Raw genomic sequence first — 19568 nt, forward strand, 5'->3', positions numbered from 1 at the left:
TTCGGAGGGTGGGTGTCGTCTGGCGACATAGCTGGAATTGCCTGGATTAACGTTCGGGATTCCTAGTGGTTTAAAATAGCCTGCACGGCAAATGCGAACTGTTTGTAAATCAGGCTTTGCACTTGAAGCCTGATGAGATGAAAAAACTTCATGCACGATTGGCTGAAAAGTTATGCGGGTGACCTACAAAGGCAATAGATACGAGCTCACATTGTTGAGCGGAATGGTATTCAAGCTCAGGCAGTTGTGGTTTCCGATGAGGCGAATAGCCAGAGCTGTGCGGCGGACGATTTTGGTATGGGGCTTGCCTAGTTTAGGGGCCGGAAAGGCTCTAGAATTAGGCCATGAGCAGCAAGAAGGCACCGAAGAACAAGTACGTCAAAAACTCGCACCTCTCGGAGCGCAAGTTCAGGGAGCTGCTGAGGCTCTTCTGCGCCGATGTCACGGCGCTCTCGGCGGCCTCCCTGACGGGCCTCAACCGCAACACGGTCAACCGCTACTACGGCATGCTCCGCGTCCGGATCGCCGAGATTTGCGAGGCCGACAGCCCCTTCGATGGCGAGGTGGAGGCCGACGAGAGCTACTTCGGGGCCAGGCGGGTGAGGGGCGTCCGGGGGCGCGGGGCGCGCGGCAAGACCATCGTCTTCGGGCTGCTCAAGCGCGGCGGCAGGGTCTACACGCGGATCGTGCCGGACGTCACCAGAAGGACGTTGATGCAGGTCATCGAGGGGAAGGTGTCCAAGGACTCGACCATGTACACCGACGGGTTCGCGTCCTACGACGGCCTGGTGGACTGGGGCTACCGCCACCACTACCGCGTGCGCCACCGCGAGAACGAGTTCGTCGAGAGGGGCAACCCGGGAAACCACATCAACGGCATCGAGAGCTTCTGGGGCTACGCCAAGAACAGGCTGGTAAAATACCAGGGGATACCCAAGGAGGACTTCTACCTCCATCTGAAGGAATGCGAGTTCAGGTTCAACATGCGGGGGCGGGACATGTACAAGTTCATGCTTCGAGAGCTCCGCGAGAGGCCCCTAAACTAGGCAAGCCCCTTTGGTATTAAGGGGCTGGTTGGTAACGCTTCTGGTCTTCATTTCCATTGGTGCCGTCGTTCTATCGGCGATGGTTGCGTTGGGTTACTTGGGGCCGGAGTCGTCAATAACGGAATTCGTCCTTATGCTCCTTGGATCGGTTCTACTGCTTACGATTAAAGAAACTCGAGATAATGCTGCTTGGAGAAGAGCGGTGCTTGTTGAGCAGTGGAAGCATTATGCAAGTTGCCGCGGTTCTCTCAATGCGAATTTGTACAAGCTGTTTCATGCGTTGGGACTAAGAGTGGACCACTGGGACATGCTTGCTTCGCGTGAGAACCTCGAAAGGGCGTTGTCGGACGCGACATGTTCCGATGTGTCTGTGGACGACAATGCATTGGAGGAGGCCACTTGTTCCATTTTCGATATTGTGGAGTGCTATATCGACCTTTCGATCAAAAACGAATGGATTGATTGGGACGGCGACGAAGCATCGTTCATCTTTGAAAGCTGCTTACCAAGATCGCTTACCGTTGTTCGGAGTAGCTCAAAAGAAGGGTTTGAAGAGAGGAAACGTTCTCTGAGTGGGCTTTCGGACGACCTGCTGCGCTTCGTGGCAATCCTGCGGCGGCCGTGGAGATATCCGGTGGACGTTGCTCATGACCAGTTGCTTGAGAAATATCTTGAGCGCCACGGCGTGCGGTTGGGGTAGTTTCTTGCGCGAAGCGGATTGGGCCTGACGGATTCCCTCGGGCGCCAGGAGTACGTTGAGCTCGCTGCTCCGGTAGCAGCTCCTGTTGTCGTTCGTCGCCCACTCAACGACGATGTCCAGGTCGACGAAGAAGGCCAGACGCGAGCCGTGAAGGAGCCAGCTGTGCCCTTAAAATGGCGTCGTTATTCAATCCGACTGGTATCGGTCGTCAATTCCAGTGGCCTTGCGCTGCCAGCGCTATGCCCGCTATGCACTCGTGTATAAAAGCCCTTGTGGGGTTGAGGGTAGTGTCCCGAAAGTTGGTGTAGACGCCTAGAATCACAACCGTATTCTAGCCCAACATCTAGGCCGCCCTCCTCCCGATCGGGTTGTCGGCGTGTGTTTAGTCAATAGCTTTTGAGCAGAATGGTCATCGGAATTTGAGCAGCTTGCGCACCCGCCCTGCGCACCTTTTCTGAGCACCTACCCCTCCTGCATGAGCGCGTTTCGCACGCGGTAGGACTCGCCGCGGAACTGGACGAGCCTCCCGTGGTGGACGATCCGGTCGATGACCGCCGCGGCCATCTGGTCGTCCCCGAACACCGCGCCCCATCGGCTGAACTCCAGGTTCGTGGTGATGACCACCGACTGCCGCTCGTATGCGTCGGCGAACACCTGGAAGAGCAGTCGCGCGCCGTCGGGGTCCAGCGGCAGGAAGCCGAGCTCGTCGATGACGAGCAGCCTCGCGCGGCCGATGAGCGCGGCCTCGCGGTCGAGGCGCCCCTCGTCGCGGGCGCGGCGCAGCCGCATGACGAGCGACGACGCGGTGAAGAAGCGGGCCTCCAGCCTGCGCTCGCACGCCAGCATGCACAGCGCCGAGGCCATGTGCGTCTTGCCGGTTCCGACGTCCCCCATCAGCACGAGGTCCTCGCGGCGCTCGAGGAACCCCAGCGAGGTCAGGTCCTCGCGCCCGAGCCCCTCGGGCCACGAGACCGCCGCCCAGTCGTACCCGTCGAAGGTCTTCGGCGCGGGCAGCGCGCAGCGCCGCAGCAGCGTGGCGCGCTTGGAGGCCTCCCTGCTCGCCCGCTCCGCCTCGAGGTGGCCCGCCAGGTACTCCACCTGCCTCGGCGTGCCGAGCTCCGACCACTCCTCCAGCACCGCCGTCGTGAGCGAGCACGCCCTGCCCGCCTCGACCACCCTGCGGGCGAGGGCCCCGTTAGCGGCCATCGCCGACCGCCCCCCTCAGGAACCCGTCGTAGACCGACAGGTCCGCGCCGCCGCGCTCCCCGGAGCCGGCGGCGATGCGCCTGGACAGCACGTCGACGGTCGCGTCGTCGGGCACGCGCCCGCCCTCGACGACCCGCTCCGCCGCGAGGCAGGCGGCCTCGAACCCGGAGGCGGCGCCGGCCCTGCCGATCGCCCTGAGGGTCTGCCTGCGGCCCGCGCCGTCCATCCGGTCGATGCCCGCGACGAGCGCCTCGGGCATGTCGCGCCTGATGGTCGACTCGCCGAAGGCCCGCGGCCTGGCTGTGTTCGCTAACATAGTTTTCGACACTTCGCTCAGCAGGGTTTCGACACTTCGCTCACGGCCACGCTGACCATCCCCCAAGGGGCCTATCTTTGCTGTTGTCCCGAATACGGCAAAGGAGGCCCGGAAGGGAAATGATCAGCATGGACAAGATCGATTCTATACGCAAGAGGTACAGGCGGGGAGAGAGCGTGGCGTCGATAGCCCGCGACCTGCAGGTGTCCAGGGATACGGTGTACAAGTACGCCAGGATGGAGGACCTGTCTCCGAAGATGCCGGTGAAGAAGGAAAAGCGCCCGAGCAAGATGGACAGGTGGGCGCCCTACGTCGACCAGTGGCTCGAGGACGACATGCGCGAGAACAGGAAGCAGCGCCACAGCGCCCATCGCATATGGCAGAGGCTCACCCAAGAGCTCGGCGCCGACGTGGCGGAATCCACGGTGAGGCGCTACGTGCACCTCGCGAAGCAGAGGATGCACGAGGGCGCGGAGCAGTACCTCGACCTCGAATGGCCTGCAGGCGAGGCCCAGGTGGACTTCGGGTTCGCCGATTTCGTCGCGAGGGGCACCCGCATGCAGCTGCCGTACTTCGTGATGAGCTTCCCCTACTCCAATGTCGGGCTGATGCAGGTGATGCCCGGGCAGAACAGCGAGTGCGTCTGCCAGGGGATGGAGAACATCTTCGAGTTCGTCGGCGGCGTGCCCACCGCGGTCATGTTCGACAACGCCACGGGCGCCGGCAGGCGGATCGCCGACACGATACGCCTGGCCACGCTCTTCAAGGCGTTCTCCGCCCACTACGGCTTCGAATACCGCTTCTGCAACCCCCGGGCGGGGCATGAGAAGGGGTCCGTGGAGAACAAGGTGGGCGCCCTCAGGCGCGCCCTGCTCGTGCCGGTCCCCAGGGTATGGAGCATGGACGGCTACAACTCCCGCCTGCTTGAGAGGTGCATGGCGCTCTCCAAGGGCAAGGAGCACTGGAGGAAGGGAGAGGGCGAGGACGTCCTGTTCCACGAGGACGCCTACGCCTTCCTGGCGCTGCCGGAGCATCCGTTCTCCTGCGTCACCTACAGGCGCGCCGTCGCCGACAAGAAGGGCAAGGTCAGGGTCGACGGCAGGCATTGGTACTCCACCTCCCCCGAGTACGCCGGCCAGGAGATGATCGTGGGGCTCCATGCCGCCAAGGTGACCATAGCGGACCGCGACGGCACCGTGGTGGCCGAGCACGACAGGGCCTACGGCGACGCGCCGACCGACACCACCGACCCGGCCTCGCAGCTGCCGCTGCTGTGCAACAAGCTCAGGGGCTGGCACGAGAGCAAGGTCAGGGCGAACCTGCCGGACGGCCTGAGGGGCTACATGGACGGCCTCGACAGGAGGGGGCTGGGCGACGCCGCGAGGGCCCTGCGCGACCAGTGCGCCGAGAGCGGCTGGGACGGCGCCGTGGAGGCCGCCGAGGGCTCGCTTGAGCGCTGCGGGCGCATCGACAGGGCCGCCATGTCGCTGGCGGCCAAGCGGCAGGCGACGGGATCGATCAGCTACGACGACGCGGTGGACCTGGCCGCCTACGACAGGCCTCTGGAGGCGAGGCGCCATGCGCACGAGGGTCGATAGGGCCGGCCTGGACTCCCATGTCCGCGACCTGGCGCGCCAGATGTTCTTCTCCAATGCCGCGATCGACGCGTTCCTCGAGGGGGCCAGCGCCTCGGACGCCAGGGCGGTGGAGGCGCTGCTCTCCGAGGAGCTCGAGAGCCGCGCGCGCAACAAGAGGAAGAGGCTGCTGAACAGGGCGCGCTTCCCCAAGATCAAGTCGTTCGGGGGCTACGACTTCTCCCAGGTGTCCTTCCCGGAGGGCTACGGCCCCGAGGACCTGAAGTCGCTGAGGCTCCTCGATTCGGCGGAGGGGTTCGTGTTCTACGGAAAGACCGGCAGGGGCAAGACGCACCTGGCGACCGCCATAGGGGTCAAGGCGGTGTCCGGAGGCAGGTCGGTGAGGTTCCACTCCACGGCCGACCTCGTGATGCGCCTGGAGCGCGCCCAGGGCGAGGGATCGCTCGATCGGGCCCTGCGGGACGCCACAAGCGCCGACCTGGTGATACTGGACGAGTTCGGATACGTGCCGATCGACGTGGCCGGCGCGAGGATACTGTTCCAGGTGGTGTCGGACTGCTACGAGAGGCGCAGCCTGATCGTCACGACCAACATCGAGTTCTCCAAGTGGGGCACCGTCCTGGGCGACGACAAGCTCGCCGCGGCCATGATCGACAGGATCGTCCACCACTCGAGGCTCATCGAGTTCCTCGGCTCCAGCCATCGCATGGACACCGCCCTGCTCTTCGGCGAGGAGGGCTCACAGGAATGCGACGGCGTGAAGGGAGGCGATGCGGAAGGCACGGAAGGCAAGTAGATGTAGGCAACAATCAGCTCACGGGGACGGTCGGCCTATCCTCGTGAGCGGAGTGTCGATTTTCGACAGATCATTCTGTCGATTCGGACTTGACTGAATGCACCAACAGCTCGCGGGAGTGCCAGGCCGGCCCGGCCACGTACTCGCGGCCGTCGACCGTCACGTAGCCTCGCTTGTCGGCGCGCGCCCGCACCCACCTGACAGCGTCGAAGGGGTCCGCCGGAAGCGCGGCCATCGCCGCGAGGTCCTCGGCGAGCGCCTCTGTAACCGGGCGCCCGTCGCGGCAGGAGGAAGCCGCGTTGAGCCGCGCGCAGCCGGCTTCGAGCATCCCGTCGGGCTCCTCGAGCGCGCCGACCGAGGGCACCGGGACGAGCAGGTTGCGCCGGATGAAGCCGACGGCGTTCTCCACGGAGCCCTTCTCGTTGCCGGAGTAGGGGTCGCGGTAGCGGCTCGCGCACCGGTAGTGGGCTCGGAACAGGGAGAACGGATGGGACTCCGTCACCTCGCCCCGCGACATCCGGCCCGCCTCGGTGGCGTTGTCGAGAACGAGCGCCGCCGGCGCGCGCCCGATCTGCCCGAAGGTCCGCGAGAGGCCCTCGCACATGCACTCCGAGCGCTGGGACATGCAGGCCCGGGCGTAGCGGGCGTCGGGGTGCGGCAGCGAGACGACGAGCAGCTTGAGCGCGAGGCGCTCTCCGGCCACCACGGCCTCGAAGTTGCCGTAGTCGACCTGCGCGGTCCCCGGTGCCCACTCGAGCTCGAGACAGCCCTCTTCGGCGCCTTGGCGGTGAGAGTTTCGCCACTCGCGCACGTGGCGTCGCGCCGTGGAGTAGGAGCCCTTGTAGCCCCTCTCCGCGACCAGCCGGTCATAGATGCGCTTCGCGGTATGGCGCTGCTTGCGAGGTGCGCCCGAATCGGCCTCGAGAACGGCATCGATCCATGCGGCGTCGTCGGGTCCGAGTGCGCGGCGCGCCCTCGACCTCGGCTCCGGCGCCGCGGGCGACATGTCGGCCATATCGGCGTATTTGGCGACGGTGTTGCGGCTCAGCCCCAGCCTCCTCGCGATCTCCGCCCGCGGGACGCCCACGGCGTCCATCTCACGTATATCATTGATTTCATCCAGGGGCACGGTCATCTCCTCCATCCTTTCCGGGCGGGTCCGTCCAAAGCCTTCGCCCGGAAAAACAATACGGCGAGGGCCGCGCCCCTGGTTCTTGGGGTGCGGCCCTCATGATCAAAATGCTCAATTCTTAATGCGCACGGTGCTCAAATCCCGGCGCTCATTCGGACCAGTTCTTATTGCACATCAACAACGCCGATCATTCCTCTCTGGCCCTCCTCACGTCGTAAGCCGAGGCAACGACATTGTTGGGCCGATTGCGGGTGGTCGGCGTGCCCATGCTCAAAGCCGAAAGAATTTCGTGCTCAGGCCCGAAACTTTCCGACGCTCAAACCCGCAACTTCGAGGCTATCAAACACAGGTGACCAGGAACGGGTCTATGGAAGCGCCGTTCGTGCCGGTACGGAAACGGCGGACGAGGCGATACGTAAACCGCGAAACGACCTGTACCCGCGACGCGAAATAATCAGTGGCGCTACATGAATGCGATACGGGCTCGTGACGTCGTGAATCGTAACGATGTTTATCATTGAAACGGGCAAAGATAAAAGGCAATCTTGTCTAATAACTGCAAATTCAGCATCTATAATGAATAAAAACCAAACGCATCGTAGGCTCTAACTAAGTTGCATGGGAGGGTGCTGAGTATGCTTTTAAACTTTACCTTCAAGAATTATGCCAGTTTTCGTGACGTCCAACAGTTTTCAATGGAGATTCCGTCTAAAGAGAATGGCGAACAGTGGAAGTATCCCGAGCTCTCCACCGTCACTGCTTTGTATGGTGCAAACGCGTCGGGCAAGTCGAGTTTTTTGGCCGCGCTCTGGTTTGTCTCTTCATTTGTTAGGGATGGATATGCATCGGGTGTTGGCGAAAGTGTAATACCGCGTCGTGCCTTTTTACTGGATCAACTTTCTGCCACGGATACTTCCGAGTTCTTGATTGAGATGCATGCCGGGGATGGGCATAGATACATTTATGAATTTGCGGTGACCGACACGACGGTCGAATATGAGGAGCTTACTGCATATTATTCACGACGACCGTCGCTGCTGTTTTCAAGATATCTGACGGCAAATGGAGAAACTGGTATTAAATTTGGCTCATCATTTAGTGGACCGAAAAAGCAGTTGACCGCGCTCTTGCGCAAAAATGCCCTCTTTTTGTCTGTGACCGCTACTGCTGGCGTAGCGATTACTGCCCCAGTTTTTACGGAGCTTGCTGAGGGTTTTGGCTACTACGATGCAGCGGCTTACAGAAGCGAGCTTGAGCAGATTAAGGTGATGGCAAGGAAGGACCCCCATGTCCTAGCGCAAATGTCTCAATTGATTCAGTACGCTGACTTTGGAATTGATGAAATTCAGGTTCGTGCCACGGGGGCGACATCCGGGAGCGCGGGTGGACAGGGCGTCGATCCTCGCCTCTCGTTTGATGGAGTCCCTGATGAGATCATGGATTACATCAATACCGAACTGAAATGGAGTCTGAATAACGAATTGGTTTTCCATCATGTTTCTGAGGATGGTGGCGGTTGGCTATCGCAGGCCATGGAGTCCGATGGAACACTTGCAGGCTTGGCATTCTTGTCGGTTGCGTTGCGAACGCTTAAAAATGGACGGGTTATGCTTGTTGACGAAATAGAGCGGAGCCTTCATCCCGTTCTTGTAAAAGGCCTCATTTCGCTGTTCACGGATATCCGCACAAACCCTCATCAGGCTCAGCTGATCTTTACCTCTCACGATGTCTCTCTTATTACGTCTGGTTGTGGAGGGGATGGAGTACTCAACAGGAACCAGCTGTGGTTTACGCGCAAGGGAAAGGATGGGGCATCTTCACTTTGCCCGGTTACTGCGTTTAGCCCGCGCCCGGATGAGAATCTTGGCAAAAACTACTTGAATGGGGTATACGAGGTCCTGCCTGTTGTTGGTTTGCGCCAGAGCTTTGCCGAGCTTATGAAAGAGGACGGCGCACAAGAGGAAGAGGGGGAATAATGGCGGGGCGACTGCCGCGAGGGCGATCTACAAAAAAGCGGTCTCGAGGCAAACGATACCTGATTGTAACTAATGGCAAGGTGACCGAGAAGGAGTACTTCGAAAGGTTGGTCGACCTATACGGCTTGCGGGGTCGCGTTGTAATTGATAAGGGAGCCGCTGGACGAGATCCTAAAACGCTTGTTGAGCGGGCAGCAGATTTGAAGGCAAAGGAAGATGAAGAGGCAAGGAAGGAGCGCTTCGACTCTTGGGAGTCTGTCTGGGCGGTTACGGATGTTGATGACTTCTCCATGTTCGCAGCTCAGCAACTTGCTAAGCAAGAGGCCGTTAGCCTTGCAGTATCAAATCCGTGCTTCGAGGTGTGGCTCATAGACCATGTGATTGTTTGTCCAGAGTCTTGCGCCGAAACAAAAGCATGCGAAAAGAAGGCGCAGGAGTTGGGAGTGACTTGTTCAAGGGGGAAGAAGAGCAAGTCACTTGAAAAGTCGAAGGCAATCGGCTTTCCGATTACGAAAGAACGGGTGGTCAAGGCCTTGCAAAATGCGCAGGGGCATAACTCAGATCGCAAGCGGCAGGTTCGGTTTCATTCCGTTGATCAGGCAAGCAAGTATTCAGTTTGGACAGATGTTCCAAGCATAGTGGATTGCTTGCGAGCGAGTGCGCAGGAGTGAATCGGGGCATCGCTCTGAGTTCCATTGTGCATTTAGTCGATAATGCGGGAAGTAGATTGTTCGGCTGGTTTATTTTGGGGTAGGGATATGGATACCTTCGGGCCCCACCGCATAATCGTCACCGGCGGGTGCGGCTTCATCGGGAGCAACTTCGTGCGCTGAGTGGTCGAGAACCGCCCAGGCGTGCGCATGACCGTGCTCGACAAGCTCACCTACGCCGGCAACCCCGAGAACATCGCCGGCCTGCCCTCCGACCGCGTCGAGCTCGTCGTGGGCGACATCTGCGACTCCGCGCTCGTGGACCGGCTCGTGTCGGAGGCCGACGCCGTGGTGCACTTCGCCGCGGAGTCCCACAACGACAACTCCATCGCCGACCCCTCGCCCTTCCTGGAGACCAACGTCCGGGGCACCTACACCCTCATCGAGGCGTGCCGCAGGCACGGCGTGCGCTACCACCACGTCTCCACCGACGAGGTCTACGGCGACCTGGCGCTGGGCGACCCCGCCCGCTTCATGATACTGCCAATATAAAAATCCCCATTCACACCAAGCGGGAATCCCGGTCGCACCAATTCGCAACGGCCGTTCGCGCCAATCGGCTTTACCCAACCAGACCAACGAAGTACCCTCCGCTCGAGCGCCGCTCGAAAGGAGGACCTTGATGGAGAGGAACGTGATGGGAGAGCTGAATATGTACAGGCAGGCCGGCGCCAAGCCGAACTTCAGCGAGGTCGCGCGGAGGCACGGGATGGACCGGAAGACCGTGGCGAAGTACTGGCGCCTCGGGGAGGCGCCCGCCGACAGGCCGCCGCGGCCGAGCGGGTTCGACGCGGTGAGGGAGGCGATCGAGGAGAAGGCGGGGCTGCCGGGCGTCACCAAGAGGGCCGTGCACGAGTACCTGCCCCACCGCCACGCAGGCGCGGGACTGCCCGGCTACAACGCCTTCACCGCGTACCGCCGCAGCCGCGGCATCGAGTTCGGCGCCGCCCGCGACCCCGGGGCGCACCCGCGCTTCGAGACACCGCCGGGCCGCCAGCTGCAATTCGACTGGAAGGAGGACGCCAGGATGGTCGACGCGAACGGCGAGGTCTTCGAGTTCAACGTGTTCACGGCGACGCCCGGGTACTCGAGGCCGCGCAAGTTCACCTACTCCCCGACCAGGACGACCGACGACCTGCTGGCGCGCCTGCTCGGCGCGTTCAGGTTCACGGGCGGCGTCCCGCAGGAGTGCCTCACCGACAACATGGCGGCGGTCGTGAGCGCATCGTCGGGCCGAAGGGAGAAGAACGGGCGGGCGTCCCGCTTCGCCAGGGAGGCGGGATTCGAGCTGCAGCCCTGCAGGACCCGCACGCCGCAGACGAAGGGCAAGGACGAGTCGGCCAACAGGTTCCTGTCGCGCCCTCTGGCCTACGACGGCGACTTCGTCGGGCTGGAGGGCCTGCTCGAGGCGATAGCGCGGATCGAGTCGAGGAGCAACTCCGAGCCCAACGAGACGACCGGCCTGCCCCCGGCGGCGCTGTTCCTGCGGGAAAAGGAGCACCTGCGGCCGATCGGCAACGCCGCGCTGCTCGAGTCGATGGTCGGCGACGTCACCGAGCAGGTCGCGCCCCCGACGATGCTGGTCAGGGCGGCGGGCAGGCAGTGGTCGGTGCCCCGCGGGTGCATAGGCAGGAAGGCCAGGGTGGTGTCGATGCCGGGCGGGCAGATACGGGTCGCCGTGGCGGGTGGGCTCGTCGCCGTGCACGATGCCTCGCGGGGCTCCGCGCGCATCAATTATACCGAGGACCACCACGTCTGTGTTTTGTCAAGCAGAAGTGAACGGTAATATCACCAGGAATTGAACGCTGCAGGCACGGGAACCGGACATCCGGTGTTCAATTCCTGTGCCTGAATGCGCCGCATGGAGACTGCTAGGCCAGCTGCCCTTCAGGCGTGCCATCTCCCGATATGAGGGCATGCCTCATGCGCCGGGACTCGCCGCTGAACTTCAGAAGCCTCCCGTGATGGCAGATGCGGTCTATCACGGCAGCAGCCATCTGGCCGTCCCCGAAGACGGCGCCCCAGCGCGCGAACTCGAGGTTCGTGGTGATCACGAGGGACTGCCGCTCGTGGCTCTCGGATATGACCTGGAAGAGCAGCCTCGCCCCGTCGGTGTCGAGGGGGAGGAAGCCGAGCTCGTCTATCCCCAGGATGTCGGCCTTCGCGAGCTGGGCGAGCTCGCGGTCGAGCGATCCCGCATCGCGTGCGCGCCTCAGGCGCATGACCAGCGACGATGCGGTGAAGAACCTTGCAGGGCGCATCTGCTGGCAGCACAGCGAGCAGATCGCCTCGAGCATGTGGGTCTTGCCGGCGCCGACATCGCCCATGAGCACGAGGCCCTCGCGCCTCTCGAGGAACGAGAGCGAGGGCAGGTCCGCCCGGCCGAAGCCTTCCGGCCAGGAGGCGGATGTCCAGTCGTGGCCGTCGGACGTCTTCGCCTGCGGAAGCGCGCACCTCCTGAGCAGGGATGCCCTCCTCGAGGCATCCCTGCTTGCGCATTCTGCCTCGAGGTATTCGGCAAGGTATTCTACCTGCCTCGGCGTGCCGCGCACGCCCCAGTCGGCGAGGAGCGACTTCGTGAGCGAGCATCTCGCGCCGGCGGCGGCGACGCGCTCGGCAAGGGCCTCAGCGCCGCTTCCCATCGGAGCCCCCCTTCCCCGCGAGGCGGTCGCATGCGGCAAGGTCGACCCCCGCGCCTTCCGCGCCGCCCGAGGCGATCCTCCTCGCAAGCGCGTCGCACGAGGCATCGTCCGGGACCCTGCCCTCTGCGAAGAGGCGCTCCGCGGCCTGGCACGCGGCATCGAAGCCGGACGCGTCCGATGCCCTCCCCATGGCCCTGGGCGCACGCCTGAGGTCATCCTTCTCCAGCCGGTCCATATGGGAGAGGAGCGCTTCCGGCATGTCCCTGCGTATGACCGACTCGCCGAACGCCCCCGGCCTCGCCACCGGCGCAGGCACGAGCGACGCGGGATTCCTCACGAGCTCTCCCTGCCTCCACGACCTCGGAAGGGATGCCGCATGCCTTCCGTGCATGTCCATGATCTCGACCGTGCGCGCTCCGGCGCCAGCAAGGAGGTCGCGGCTGCGCCAGGCGGGGCCTGCGCAGCAGGAGACGCCGCCCAGCTGTATGTAGCCCCTCTTGTCCGAGCGGACATGCACCCATCTCACGGAGTCGAAGCGCACGCCCGGAAGGGCCATCATCGCCGCGAGGTCCTCGGCGAAGGCCTTGGGCGCAGGTCCGTGCAGCCTGCTCTCCGCCGCGGCGTTGATCCTCCTGCAGCCGGAGAGCAGCATCGAGTTCAGCGCGTCGAGGCTCGGCACGGAGGGCACGGGGACGAGGAGGTTGCGGCGCAGGAACCCCACGGCATTCTCCGCCGATCCCTTCTCGTTTCCGGAATCGGGGTTGCAGAACCTGGCCTCGAAGCGGTAATGGGCCCTGAGCTGGGAGAAGAGCTTGGACTCCGTCACCCTGCCGAAGAGCATCCGCCCCGCCTCGGTGGCGTTGTCGAGCACGACGAGGCGCGGCGCGCGCCCCGCCATCTCGAATATCTCGGCGAGCCCCTCGCAGAAGCACTCTGCCTTCTCGCACGTCATCGCGATGCAGAAGCGGGCGTTCGAATGCGGGAACGTCGCGACGAGGAGCTTCAGCTCGAGCCTCTCGCCTGCGACGGTGGCGGTGAAGGCGCCATAGTCGGCCTGCATGGCGCCCGGCGCCCAGTCGAGCTCGAGGAAGCCGTCGCGTGGGGACTGCTCCCGCGCGAGCTTCCATTCCCTCACAAAGCGGCACACCGTCGGATAGGATCCCGCGTAGCCCTGCTCGGCGACGAGCCTGTCGAAGATCTTCTGCGCGCTGTGGCGCTGCTTCCTGGGGACGGAGCGGTCGTCCACGAGCATGCCGACGATAAAATCGGCGTACCTGTCGATTGCAGGCCTCTTCCTCCTTTCCGCCACGGGCGGCTGCGGGGAGAGGTCCTCCATCCTCGAATACTTGTACACGCTGTTGCGGCACACGCCGAGGGCCTCCGCCATCTCGGTCGGCCCGGCTCCGTCGGCATCCATCCGTCTGATACATTGTTGTACGTCAGGGGACACGGTCATCTTTCCTTTCCTCCTTCTGGCGGGACGTTCGTCGCCGTCTTGCCCGCCAGAAAGGAATTGTGGGGCATGGCCGTGCCCTCCGGCTCATGTGCGGAGAGACGCCATGCCCCGTGAACGGGATGTGCAGAAACAGATCATCGGGATGTTCAATTCCTGGTGATATTTCTGGTCACTTCTTATTGAAAGAAAACAAACGTGCAGGAGCGCGCCGACCGCGAGCTCAAGCGCCGCAGCCGCGTCGTGCAGGTCTTCCCCGGCAGGGAGCCGTCCATCAGGATGATGGGCGCCGTGTTCTCGGAGATGGACGAGGACTGGGCGGGCCGCCGCTGGTTCGGCGACGACTCGATCGGCAGGGCCGTCGAGGGCGCCGAGGCCGACGAGCCCGCGCACGCCTACGAGGGCACAGCGGCCGAGCACGCGGCCAGGATCATCGCGCTCGTGGTGGCCGACAACCCGATCCCCGGCAGGAAGGCGGCGTAGCATGCGCTAGAATGACGGCATTCTAGGCGATTCTCGGTTCCTCGAACAGCCTGCGGCCGCCCCTTTATCGACCTCGCTTACACCAACATTTCCGACGCGATCTGCCAAGAAAAGCTTGAAGCAAGAATCGATAGCATTGCGTTGTGTCGCGATGATTTGCGCGTCGAGTAAGACGATGTGCTTCTTAGAAATAATGGCAGTTTGAGCTTCTGCATCCCTCTGGGAAGGGACCAAGGCGAGTCAAATGGTTGAGGAACCCCCACATTTGAACTGCATCTCATTTCTGGCTAAGAGAAATGGGAGGCAGTTTATGTCAATTCGTCCTGTAATCTCCCGGTTCAATCGGTGGGCGTTTCCGAATGGGTGCGCCATCTCAGAAAGGGGACAGGCACCTTTCTGAGATGGCGAGGGCCCTCCGGTGCGATCCGATTTGGACGCGCCGGAGGGCCCTCTGCTCGATATCTGCGTGCGCGCTTACGCGAATTGCGCGCGGTAGGCGTCGCAGACCTCGCGGACGGGACCGTCCATGCGCAGGTCGCCCTTCTCGATCCACACGGCGCGCGTGCAGATGCGTTCCACCTGCTCGATTGAATGGCTTACGAACAGCACCGTGACGTTTCCATTGTCGATGAAGCTCTGGATCCGGCGCTCGCACTTCTCCTGGAAGAACACGTCGCCCACGGAGAGCGTCTCGTCCACGATGAGGATATCGGGCTCAGTGATGGTCGCGATGGCGAAGGCGATGCGCGCGACCATGCCCGAGGAAAAGTTCTTCATGGGCATGTCGACGAAGTCCGGCAACTCTGCAAAGTCGACGATCTCCTGGAAGTGCTCATCGATGAACTTCTCGGTGTATCCGAGCAGCGCGCCGTTGAGGTAAATGTTCTCGCGCGCGGTGAGCTCCAGGTCAAAGCCCGCGCCGAGCTCGATGAGCGGCGCGATGTTGCCCCGCACGACGCATTCGCCCTCGCTCGCCTCGAGAACGCCCGCGATGACTTTAAGCATGGTGGATTTGCCGGAGCCGTTCGTTCCCACCAAGCCCACGACTTCGCCGGGCTTTACCTTAAAGGAGATGTGCTTGAGCGCGCGGAACTCGTTGAAGAACAGCTCGTGTTTCATGAGCTTAATGAAGTACTCTTTGAGGCTGTTGAGCTGCTCGGATGCCATATTGAAGATCATCGTTACGTCGTTGACCTCGATGGCGTATTCAGAAGAGTTGTTGGTAGCCATGGTGACCCTTTGGGTAGTTACGGTTGACGGATGTTGTCGTCGCGGTGCAGGTTGTCGCAAGTCGCGGTGATGGTGGGGGCGGGAGGGGTCTAGACGTACAGGATGAATTTGTGCTGGGTCTTGCGGAACACGATGATGCCAAGAGCGAGCATGGCGAGGGACCAGATGGCGCACAGCGCGATGATTTCGGGCGAGGGGCTCTGGTTCCACAGGAAGATGTCGCGCATGAAGGTCACGAAGCCGTACATGGGGTTCGCCTTGACGATGCCGATAACCCACAAGGGGGCACCCTTGTCGATGAGCAGCTGGAAGTCCCAGAACAAGGGCGTGAGGTAGGTCCACGCGGTGAGGATGACGCTCCACAGGTGGATGACGTCGCGGAAGAACACGGCGAGCGAACCGATAACAAGGCCGATGCCGATGCAGAAGACGATGAGCAGGGCAAGGCAGACGGGCAGCCAGATGAGATGCCAAGTGGGCATAACGCGAAACCACAACATGACGATGGCGACCGCGACGAGCGAGAAGGCGAAGTTGACGAGCGCAAAGAGGACCTTTTGCACGGGGAAAACGAACCGGGAGATCTTGACCTTTTTGAGGAGGGGTGCGGCGTCAAGGAAGGACGTGAGCGCGGCGCTGGTGGAGTCGGACATGAATGAGAACGTGATGTTGCCCAAGATGAGGTAGAGCGGGAAGTTCTCGATGCCGTTGCTAAAGAGGAACGAGAACACGATGCTCATGACGACCATCATGAGCAGGGGGTTGAGCACCGACCAGACGACGCCGAGAACCGAGCGGCGATACTTGAGTTTGAAGTCCTTGGTGACGAGCTGCTTGAGAATGAAGCGGTTTTTATCACGCTCGGTTTTCGCGTAAGGCGAGACAGATGCGCTGGAGGTTGTTGCAGTGTCGGCCACGAGCAGTGCTCCTCAGTAGAAGTATTAGATGAGCCCCCATTTTAGCATGCGACCTATATGGGCACGGTTTCTGCATGGGATGGAGATGATAAGCACCGAAGGCTAGGAATATGTGGTCGGTAGCCAATCCGCGCGAGTAACCGAGGACACAGATTTGTATAGTTGTGGTGTTATCATGAAATACGATTCATGATTCATTGAGAGAGGGGTCCACGTGAGACGGTCCATAGTTCTCAAGGCGGCTATTTTGTTGATTGCCATTGGCACATCGTTTTCAATCCCTCAAGTAGGCTATTCGGAGGATGTTGAAGGATTGGCCGCAGAGGACTTGTCAACCGAGCCATCCTCTTCAAACACTTGCGAGGATCCTGCCTTCGCCGCTGCGAGCGAATCGAGAGTTGCCTATGAGCTCAACTACCAAGACGTTTTTGCGAGTGAAAAAGGTCTCGCCATTCGTTTGGGCGGTTGGGATCCCGCTGCGCAAACGTTTGTAGTAGATTCCACATGGACCAAAACGCTCGAAAGGGCGCAGAGTGATGGACGACGTCACGTCGTGTACTGTGATTTTTTTACTGACGTTTCGTTGGCGCAATCGCAAATTGATGGCATGTTGCGTGCTCTGAGCTCCACGACCCTCGACTGCCCTCTGTTCCTTAGCTTGTCTGATGAGGCTCACACGTCGCAGCAGCTCAGTGTTTTAACGTCTGCTTTGGATAATTTCCAGGAGCAGGGTTATCTCGTTGGCGTAATGGCTCGCTCTTCTTGGTGGGAAGATCTACCCGACAATTCTTTGGCGAACGGCGTGCTAGTCTGGTCTGAGCAAGATGGATATTCCGACATTCCGCACATCAAGGATTATGGAGGAATTGAAGGCGAGTCTTCTGAATCCGCGCTTGATTCCGATGGCGAGGACTTGCCCTCAGATTCTGGACCTTTCGACTCTGCTGTTGAAGGCGATGTGCCATCCAGCCTTTCTACCGAAGGCTCTTTGCAGCTTGGCTTTCGCGTTCATTGTTCTAATGTGGGTTGGATGGACCCGGTTGGTTCTGGGGATATTGGGGGAGACCTTGAGAGAGAACATCCTGTTGAAGCTATTGAATTTGACACATCCGATCAACTGATAAAAAACAGCCTTCGTATTACCACGCATGTTGCGGAGAAAGGGTGGGCCTCTGCCGTAACCGGAGAACAGATGGCTGGCTCAACGGGGCAGTCTTTACCAATGCAGGCGATTTCAATTGAACTTGCGGGGAATTTGGCGTCAACCCACGATGTCTATTACCGGGTGTTTGTCGATGGTGTTGGTTGGATGGGCCTAGCCAAGAACGGAGAATATGCGGGAACGCAGGGCAAGGCAAAATCAATTCTGGGCATTCAGGTCTTTCTCCAAGAATCGGACGATGCTGCGCCGGTTGTTTCTGCCCCTGCTGTAGATGAGGCTTTCCAGTGCGTTCCGGCAGCGGTTTCGTATGCTGCCCATGTGACAAACTTGGGTTGGCTTGCAACCGCTTCCAACGGTGCGACCGCGGGCACTGTTGGTAAAGCGCTCTCTTTGCAAGCCATCTCGTTTAAGCTGGCTCAGTTGCTTCCTAACGAGTCGGGAGCCATTGAAGGAGACGCTCATGTTTCGGAAATTGGATGGCAAGGTTGGCGGACCGGCCAAATTGGAACGACGGGCAGGAATCTACCCATTGAAGCTGTCAGGTTTCGGTTGTCAGGAAATGCATCCGACGTCTATGATGTGTATTACCGTTTGCATGTTTCCGATATCGGCTGGATGGGCTGGGCTAAGAACGGGGAGCCTGCCGGCACGCAGGGGTATGCTAAAAGCGCAGAAGCCATTCAGCTTGTTTTAGTGCAAAAGGACGGTCGGGCGCCTGATTCTTCTGATTCCGCAACTGAGGATGCCTTTAGAAAGAAGCCGCTTGGAATTAGCTATCAGGCTCACGTATCTAATATTGGATGGACAGGATATGTTTCTGACGGGAATACCGTTGGAACAACTGGGCGCGCTTTGCCTATGGAGGCCGTAAAGGCTTCACTTACCAATCTTGGAGAAGATGAGGAGGGCTGTATTCGGTTATCTGCCCACGTTTCTGAGATTGGCTGGATGGATTGGGCAACTGGGACAGCGGGAACAACCGGCCAGCATAAATCCATGGAGGCCATAAAGGCAAAGCTCGATGGAAATATTGCCACGCATTATGATTTGTATTATCGCGTGCACTGTGCGGGGTTTGGATGGCTTGGTTGGACTAAAAACGGCGGAGAGGCAGGGACGTCAGGGTTGTCCTGCCCCATCGAGGCTCTTCAGATCAGGCTAGTCAAGAAGGGCGCTCCTGCCCCCAACGAAGGGACTGCATTTATCTCCGCTCCTGTTGGCTTGATTTCTGCAAGTATCGCAGGATCATGGCAGCCTACTGTGACATTTGGCGCAGTTGCGGGGACTACTGGACAGGGAAGGTCTTTAGATGGCTTTAAGCTAAGCATTGATTCTGCGGTTGACGGGTCGGTCTCATATCGAGCCCATTGTGCAAACATCGGTTGGCAAAACTATGTTGAAGAGGGTTCTGTTGCTGGAGGCGCGGGGTCGGGCAACGCACTGCAGGCAATTCAGATTTCCCTTACGGGCGACCTTTCTAAGCTGTTTGACATCTGGTATCGGGTTCATGTTGATGACATTGGTTGGCTCGCTTGGGCATCTAATGGAATGACTGCCGGAACTACCTCATGCGCCTTGAATATTCAGGCCATTCAGGTTGTTGTAAGGGCGAAGGGGAGTTCGGCTCCTGGTGCAACGAGCGGATCAAGCTATGTCAATAAAGCAGCGCTGCCGTATGTGGGTTTCCAGAATCCGTCAGGATATCCGCAAGTGAGCAACAAGACGGTCAAGTTGCCAAGCTATTGTCATGGCGAATTTACATATGTCACTCCTTCCCGTATTCCATTCAATGCGACGCGTCAACAATGTGTTGAGGCGTTTATCGGAAGGGCGGTCGAGTATCTCGGCACGAGGTACATAGAGCCATATTCAACTGCTCCCGGTGGGGCTGTCGATTGCTCTGGTCTCGTCCTGCAGTGCCTTTACGCTACGGGTATGGATATGGGTTGGTACAATCCATACAACCATCGCTGGTTGCCCGAACAGACCTATAATTCCATGAATTGGTACAGGAACAACACTTTCAAGCCTGTGAGCGTGTCAAATATGATTCGAGGAGACGTTGTCTATTACAGTGGTCATATTGCCATCTATTTGGGCAACGGGCAGATTATAGATTCTTGGCCGCGTATTGGCGTTACGATTCGGAGCCTATATGCTCCAGGAACCCCTATAGGAGCCGGGCGACCTTATGTTTCTTGATG

General features: G+C 60.4%; 16 protein-coding genes and 1 pseudogene. 10 read left to right on the plus strand and 7 right to left on the minus strand.

Annotation, left to right across the window (positions count from 1 at the left end):
* The first annotated feature begins 344 nt into the window (after positions 1–344).
* Together LK434_RS02640 and LK434_RS02645 are read left to right on the plus strand one after the other, a co-directional pair.
* Positions 345–1046 (plus strand): IS1595 family transposase, encoded by a 702-nt coding sequence (locus tag LK434_RS02640; protein ID WP_227917782.1) that lies wholly within the window; start codon positions 345–347, stop codon positions 1044–1046.
* Between the two features lie 28 nt (positions 1047–1074).
* Positions 1075–1746 (plus strand): hypothetical protein, encoded by a 672-nt coding sequence (locus LK434_RS02645; RefSeq protein WP_040361304.1) that lies wholly within the window; start codon positions 1075–1077, stop codon positions 1744–1746.
* Positions 1747–2208: 462 nt separating this feature from the next.
* Here the strand turns inward: LK434_RS02645 and istB (LK434_RS02650) are convergent, their stop codons facing one another.
* Positions 2209–2952: an IS21-like element helper ATPase IstB gene (gene istB / locus LK434_RS02650; RefSeq protein ID WP_227917816.1), complete on the minus strand. Its 744-nt coding sequence runs from the start codon at positions 2950–2952 to the stop codon at positions 2209–2211.
* Positions 2942–3268, minus strand: coding sequence for a hypothetical protein (locus LK434_RS02655; protein WP_227917817.1), 327 nt, complete (start codon positions 3266–3268; stop codon positions 2942–2944). Before LK434_RS02655 ends, istB (LK434_RS02650) begins: the two co-directional genes overlap by 11 nt.
* A 119-nt stretch (positions 3269–3387) precedes the next feature.
* Between LK434_RS02655 and istA (LK434_RS02660) the strand changes: the two genes are divergently transcribed.
* Positions 3388–4866 (plus strand): IS21 family transposase, encoded by a 1479-nt coding sequence (gene istA, locus LK434_RS02660; protein WP_227917818.1) that lies wholly within the window; start codon positions 3388–3390, stop codon positions 4864–4866.
* On the plus strand, positions 4847–5659 hold the full coding sequence (gene istB, locus LK434_RS02665; RefSeq protein ID WP_006721381.1) for an IS21-like element helper ATPase IstB: 813 nt from the start codon (positions 4847–4849) through the stop codon (positions 5657–5659). Before istA (LK434_RS02660) ends, istB (LK434_RS02665) begins: the two co-directional genes overlap by 20 nt.
* A gap of 70 nt (positions 5660–5729) precedes the next feature.
* Here the strand turns inward: istB (LK434_RS02665) and istA (LK434_RS02670) are convergent, their stop codons facing one another.
* Entirely contained in the window at positions 5730–6788 is a 1059-nt protein-coding gene (istA, locus tag LK434_RS02670; protein ID WP_187371216.1) for an IS21 family transposase, read from the minus strand.
* Between the two features lie 638 nt (positions 6789–7426).
* Between istA (LK434_RS02670) and LK434_RS02675 the strand changes: the two genes are divergently transcribed.
* The 4 genes and pseudogenes from LK434_RS02675 to istA (LK434_RS02690) all read left to right on the plus strand — a co-directional run bounded on the left by LK434_RS02675 (position 7427) and on the right by istA (LK434_RS02690) (position 11263).
* The gene (locus tag LK434_RS02675; RefSeq protein WP_006721379.1) at positions 7427–8767 is read left to right on the plus strand and encodes an AAA family ATPase; all 1341 of its coding nucleotides are present in this window, start codon (positions 7427–7429) and stop codon (positions 8765–8767) included.
* A complete protein-coding gene (locus LK434_RS02680; protein WP_050754984.1) occupies positions 8767–9438 on the plus strand; it encodes an RloB family protein in 672 nt (223 codons plus the stop codon). The genes LK434_RS02675 and LK434_RS02680 overlap by 1 nt, the downstream gene beginning before the upstream one ends.
* A gap of 87 nt (positions 9439–9525) precedes the next feature.
* Positions 9526–9951, plus strand: a pseudogene (locus LK434_RS02685) (GDP-mannose 4,6-dehydratase); the annotation flags it as partial.
* 148 nt (positions 9952–10099) lie between these two features.
* Positions 10100–11263, plus strand: a complete 1164-nt coding sequence (gene istA, locus LK434_RS02690) for an IS21 family transposase (protein WP_227917819.1) — start codon at positions 10100–10102, stop codon at positions 11261–11263.
* 85 nt (positions 11264–11348) lie between these two features.
* On the opposite strand, the gene istB (LK434_RS02695) is transcribed toward istA (LK434_RS02690), so the two are convergent.
* Together istB (LK434_RS02695) and istA (LK434_RS02700) are read right to left on the minus strand one after the other, a co-directional pair.
* A complete protein-coding gene (istB, locus tag LK434_RS02695; RefSeq protein ID WP_227917820.1) occupies positions 11349–12119 on the minus strand; it encodes an IS21-like element helper ATPase IstB in 771 nt (256 codons plus the stop codon).
* Entirely contained in the window at positions 12103–13575 is a 1473-nt protein-coding gene (gene istA, locus LK434_RS02700) for an IS21 family transposase (protein ID WP_050755028.1), read from the minus strand. The genes istB (LK434_RS02695) and istA (LK434_RS02700) overlap by 17 nt, the downstream gene beginning before the upstream one ends.
* A 195-nt stretch (positions 13576–13770) precedes the next feature.
* Here istA (LK434_RS02700) and LK434_RS02705 point away from each other — a divergent pair, with 195 nt between their 5' ends.
* Entirely contained in the window at positions 13771–14055 is a 285-nt protein-coding gene (locus tag LK434_RS02705; protein WP_006721374.1) for a transposase, read from the plus strand.
* A gap of 474 nt (positions 14056–14529) precedes the next feature.
* Here LK434_RS02705 and LK434_RS02710 read toward each other — a convergent pair whose 3' ends face one another.
* A complete protein-coding gene (locus LK434_RS02710) occupies positions 14530–15285 on the minus strand; it encodes an ABC transporter ATP-binding protein (protein ID WP_006721373.1) in 756 nt (251 codons plus the stop codon).
* 89 nt (positions 15286–15374) lie between these two features.
* Positions 15375–16202 carry an ABC transporter permease gene (locus LK434_RS02715; protein ID WP_006721372.1) on the minus strand — a complete coding sequence of 276 codons (828 nt, stop codon included), beginning with the start codon at positions 16200–16202 and terminating at the stop codon, positions 15375–15377.
* 214 nt (positions 16203–16416) lie between these two features.
* Here LK434_RS02715 and LK434_RS02720 point away from each other — a divergent pair, with 214 nt between their 5' ends.
* The gene (locus LK434_RS02720; RefSeq protein WP_083784226.1) at positions 16417–19566 is read left to right on the plus strand and encodes an NlpC/P60 family protein; all 3150 of its coding nucleotides are present in this window, start codon (positions 16417–16419) and stop codon (positions 19564–19566) included.
* Positions 19567–19568: the final 2 nt, after the last annotated feature.

Source organism: Collinsella stercoris DSM 13279 (assembly GCF_020735465.1).
In the GTDB taxonomy this organism is placed as follows: Bacteria; Actinomycetota; Coriobacteriia; order Coriobacteriales; family Coriobacteriaceae; genus Collinsella; species Collinsella stercoris.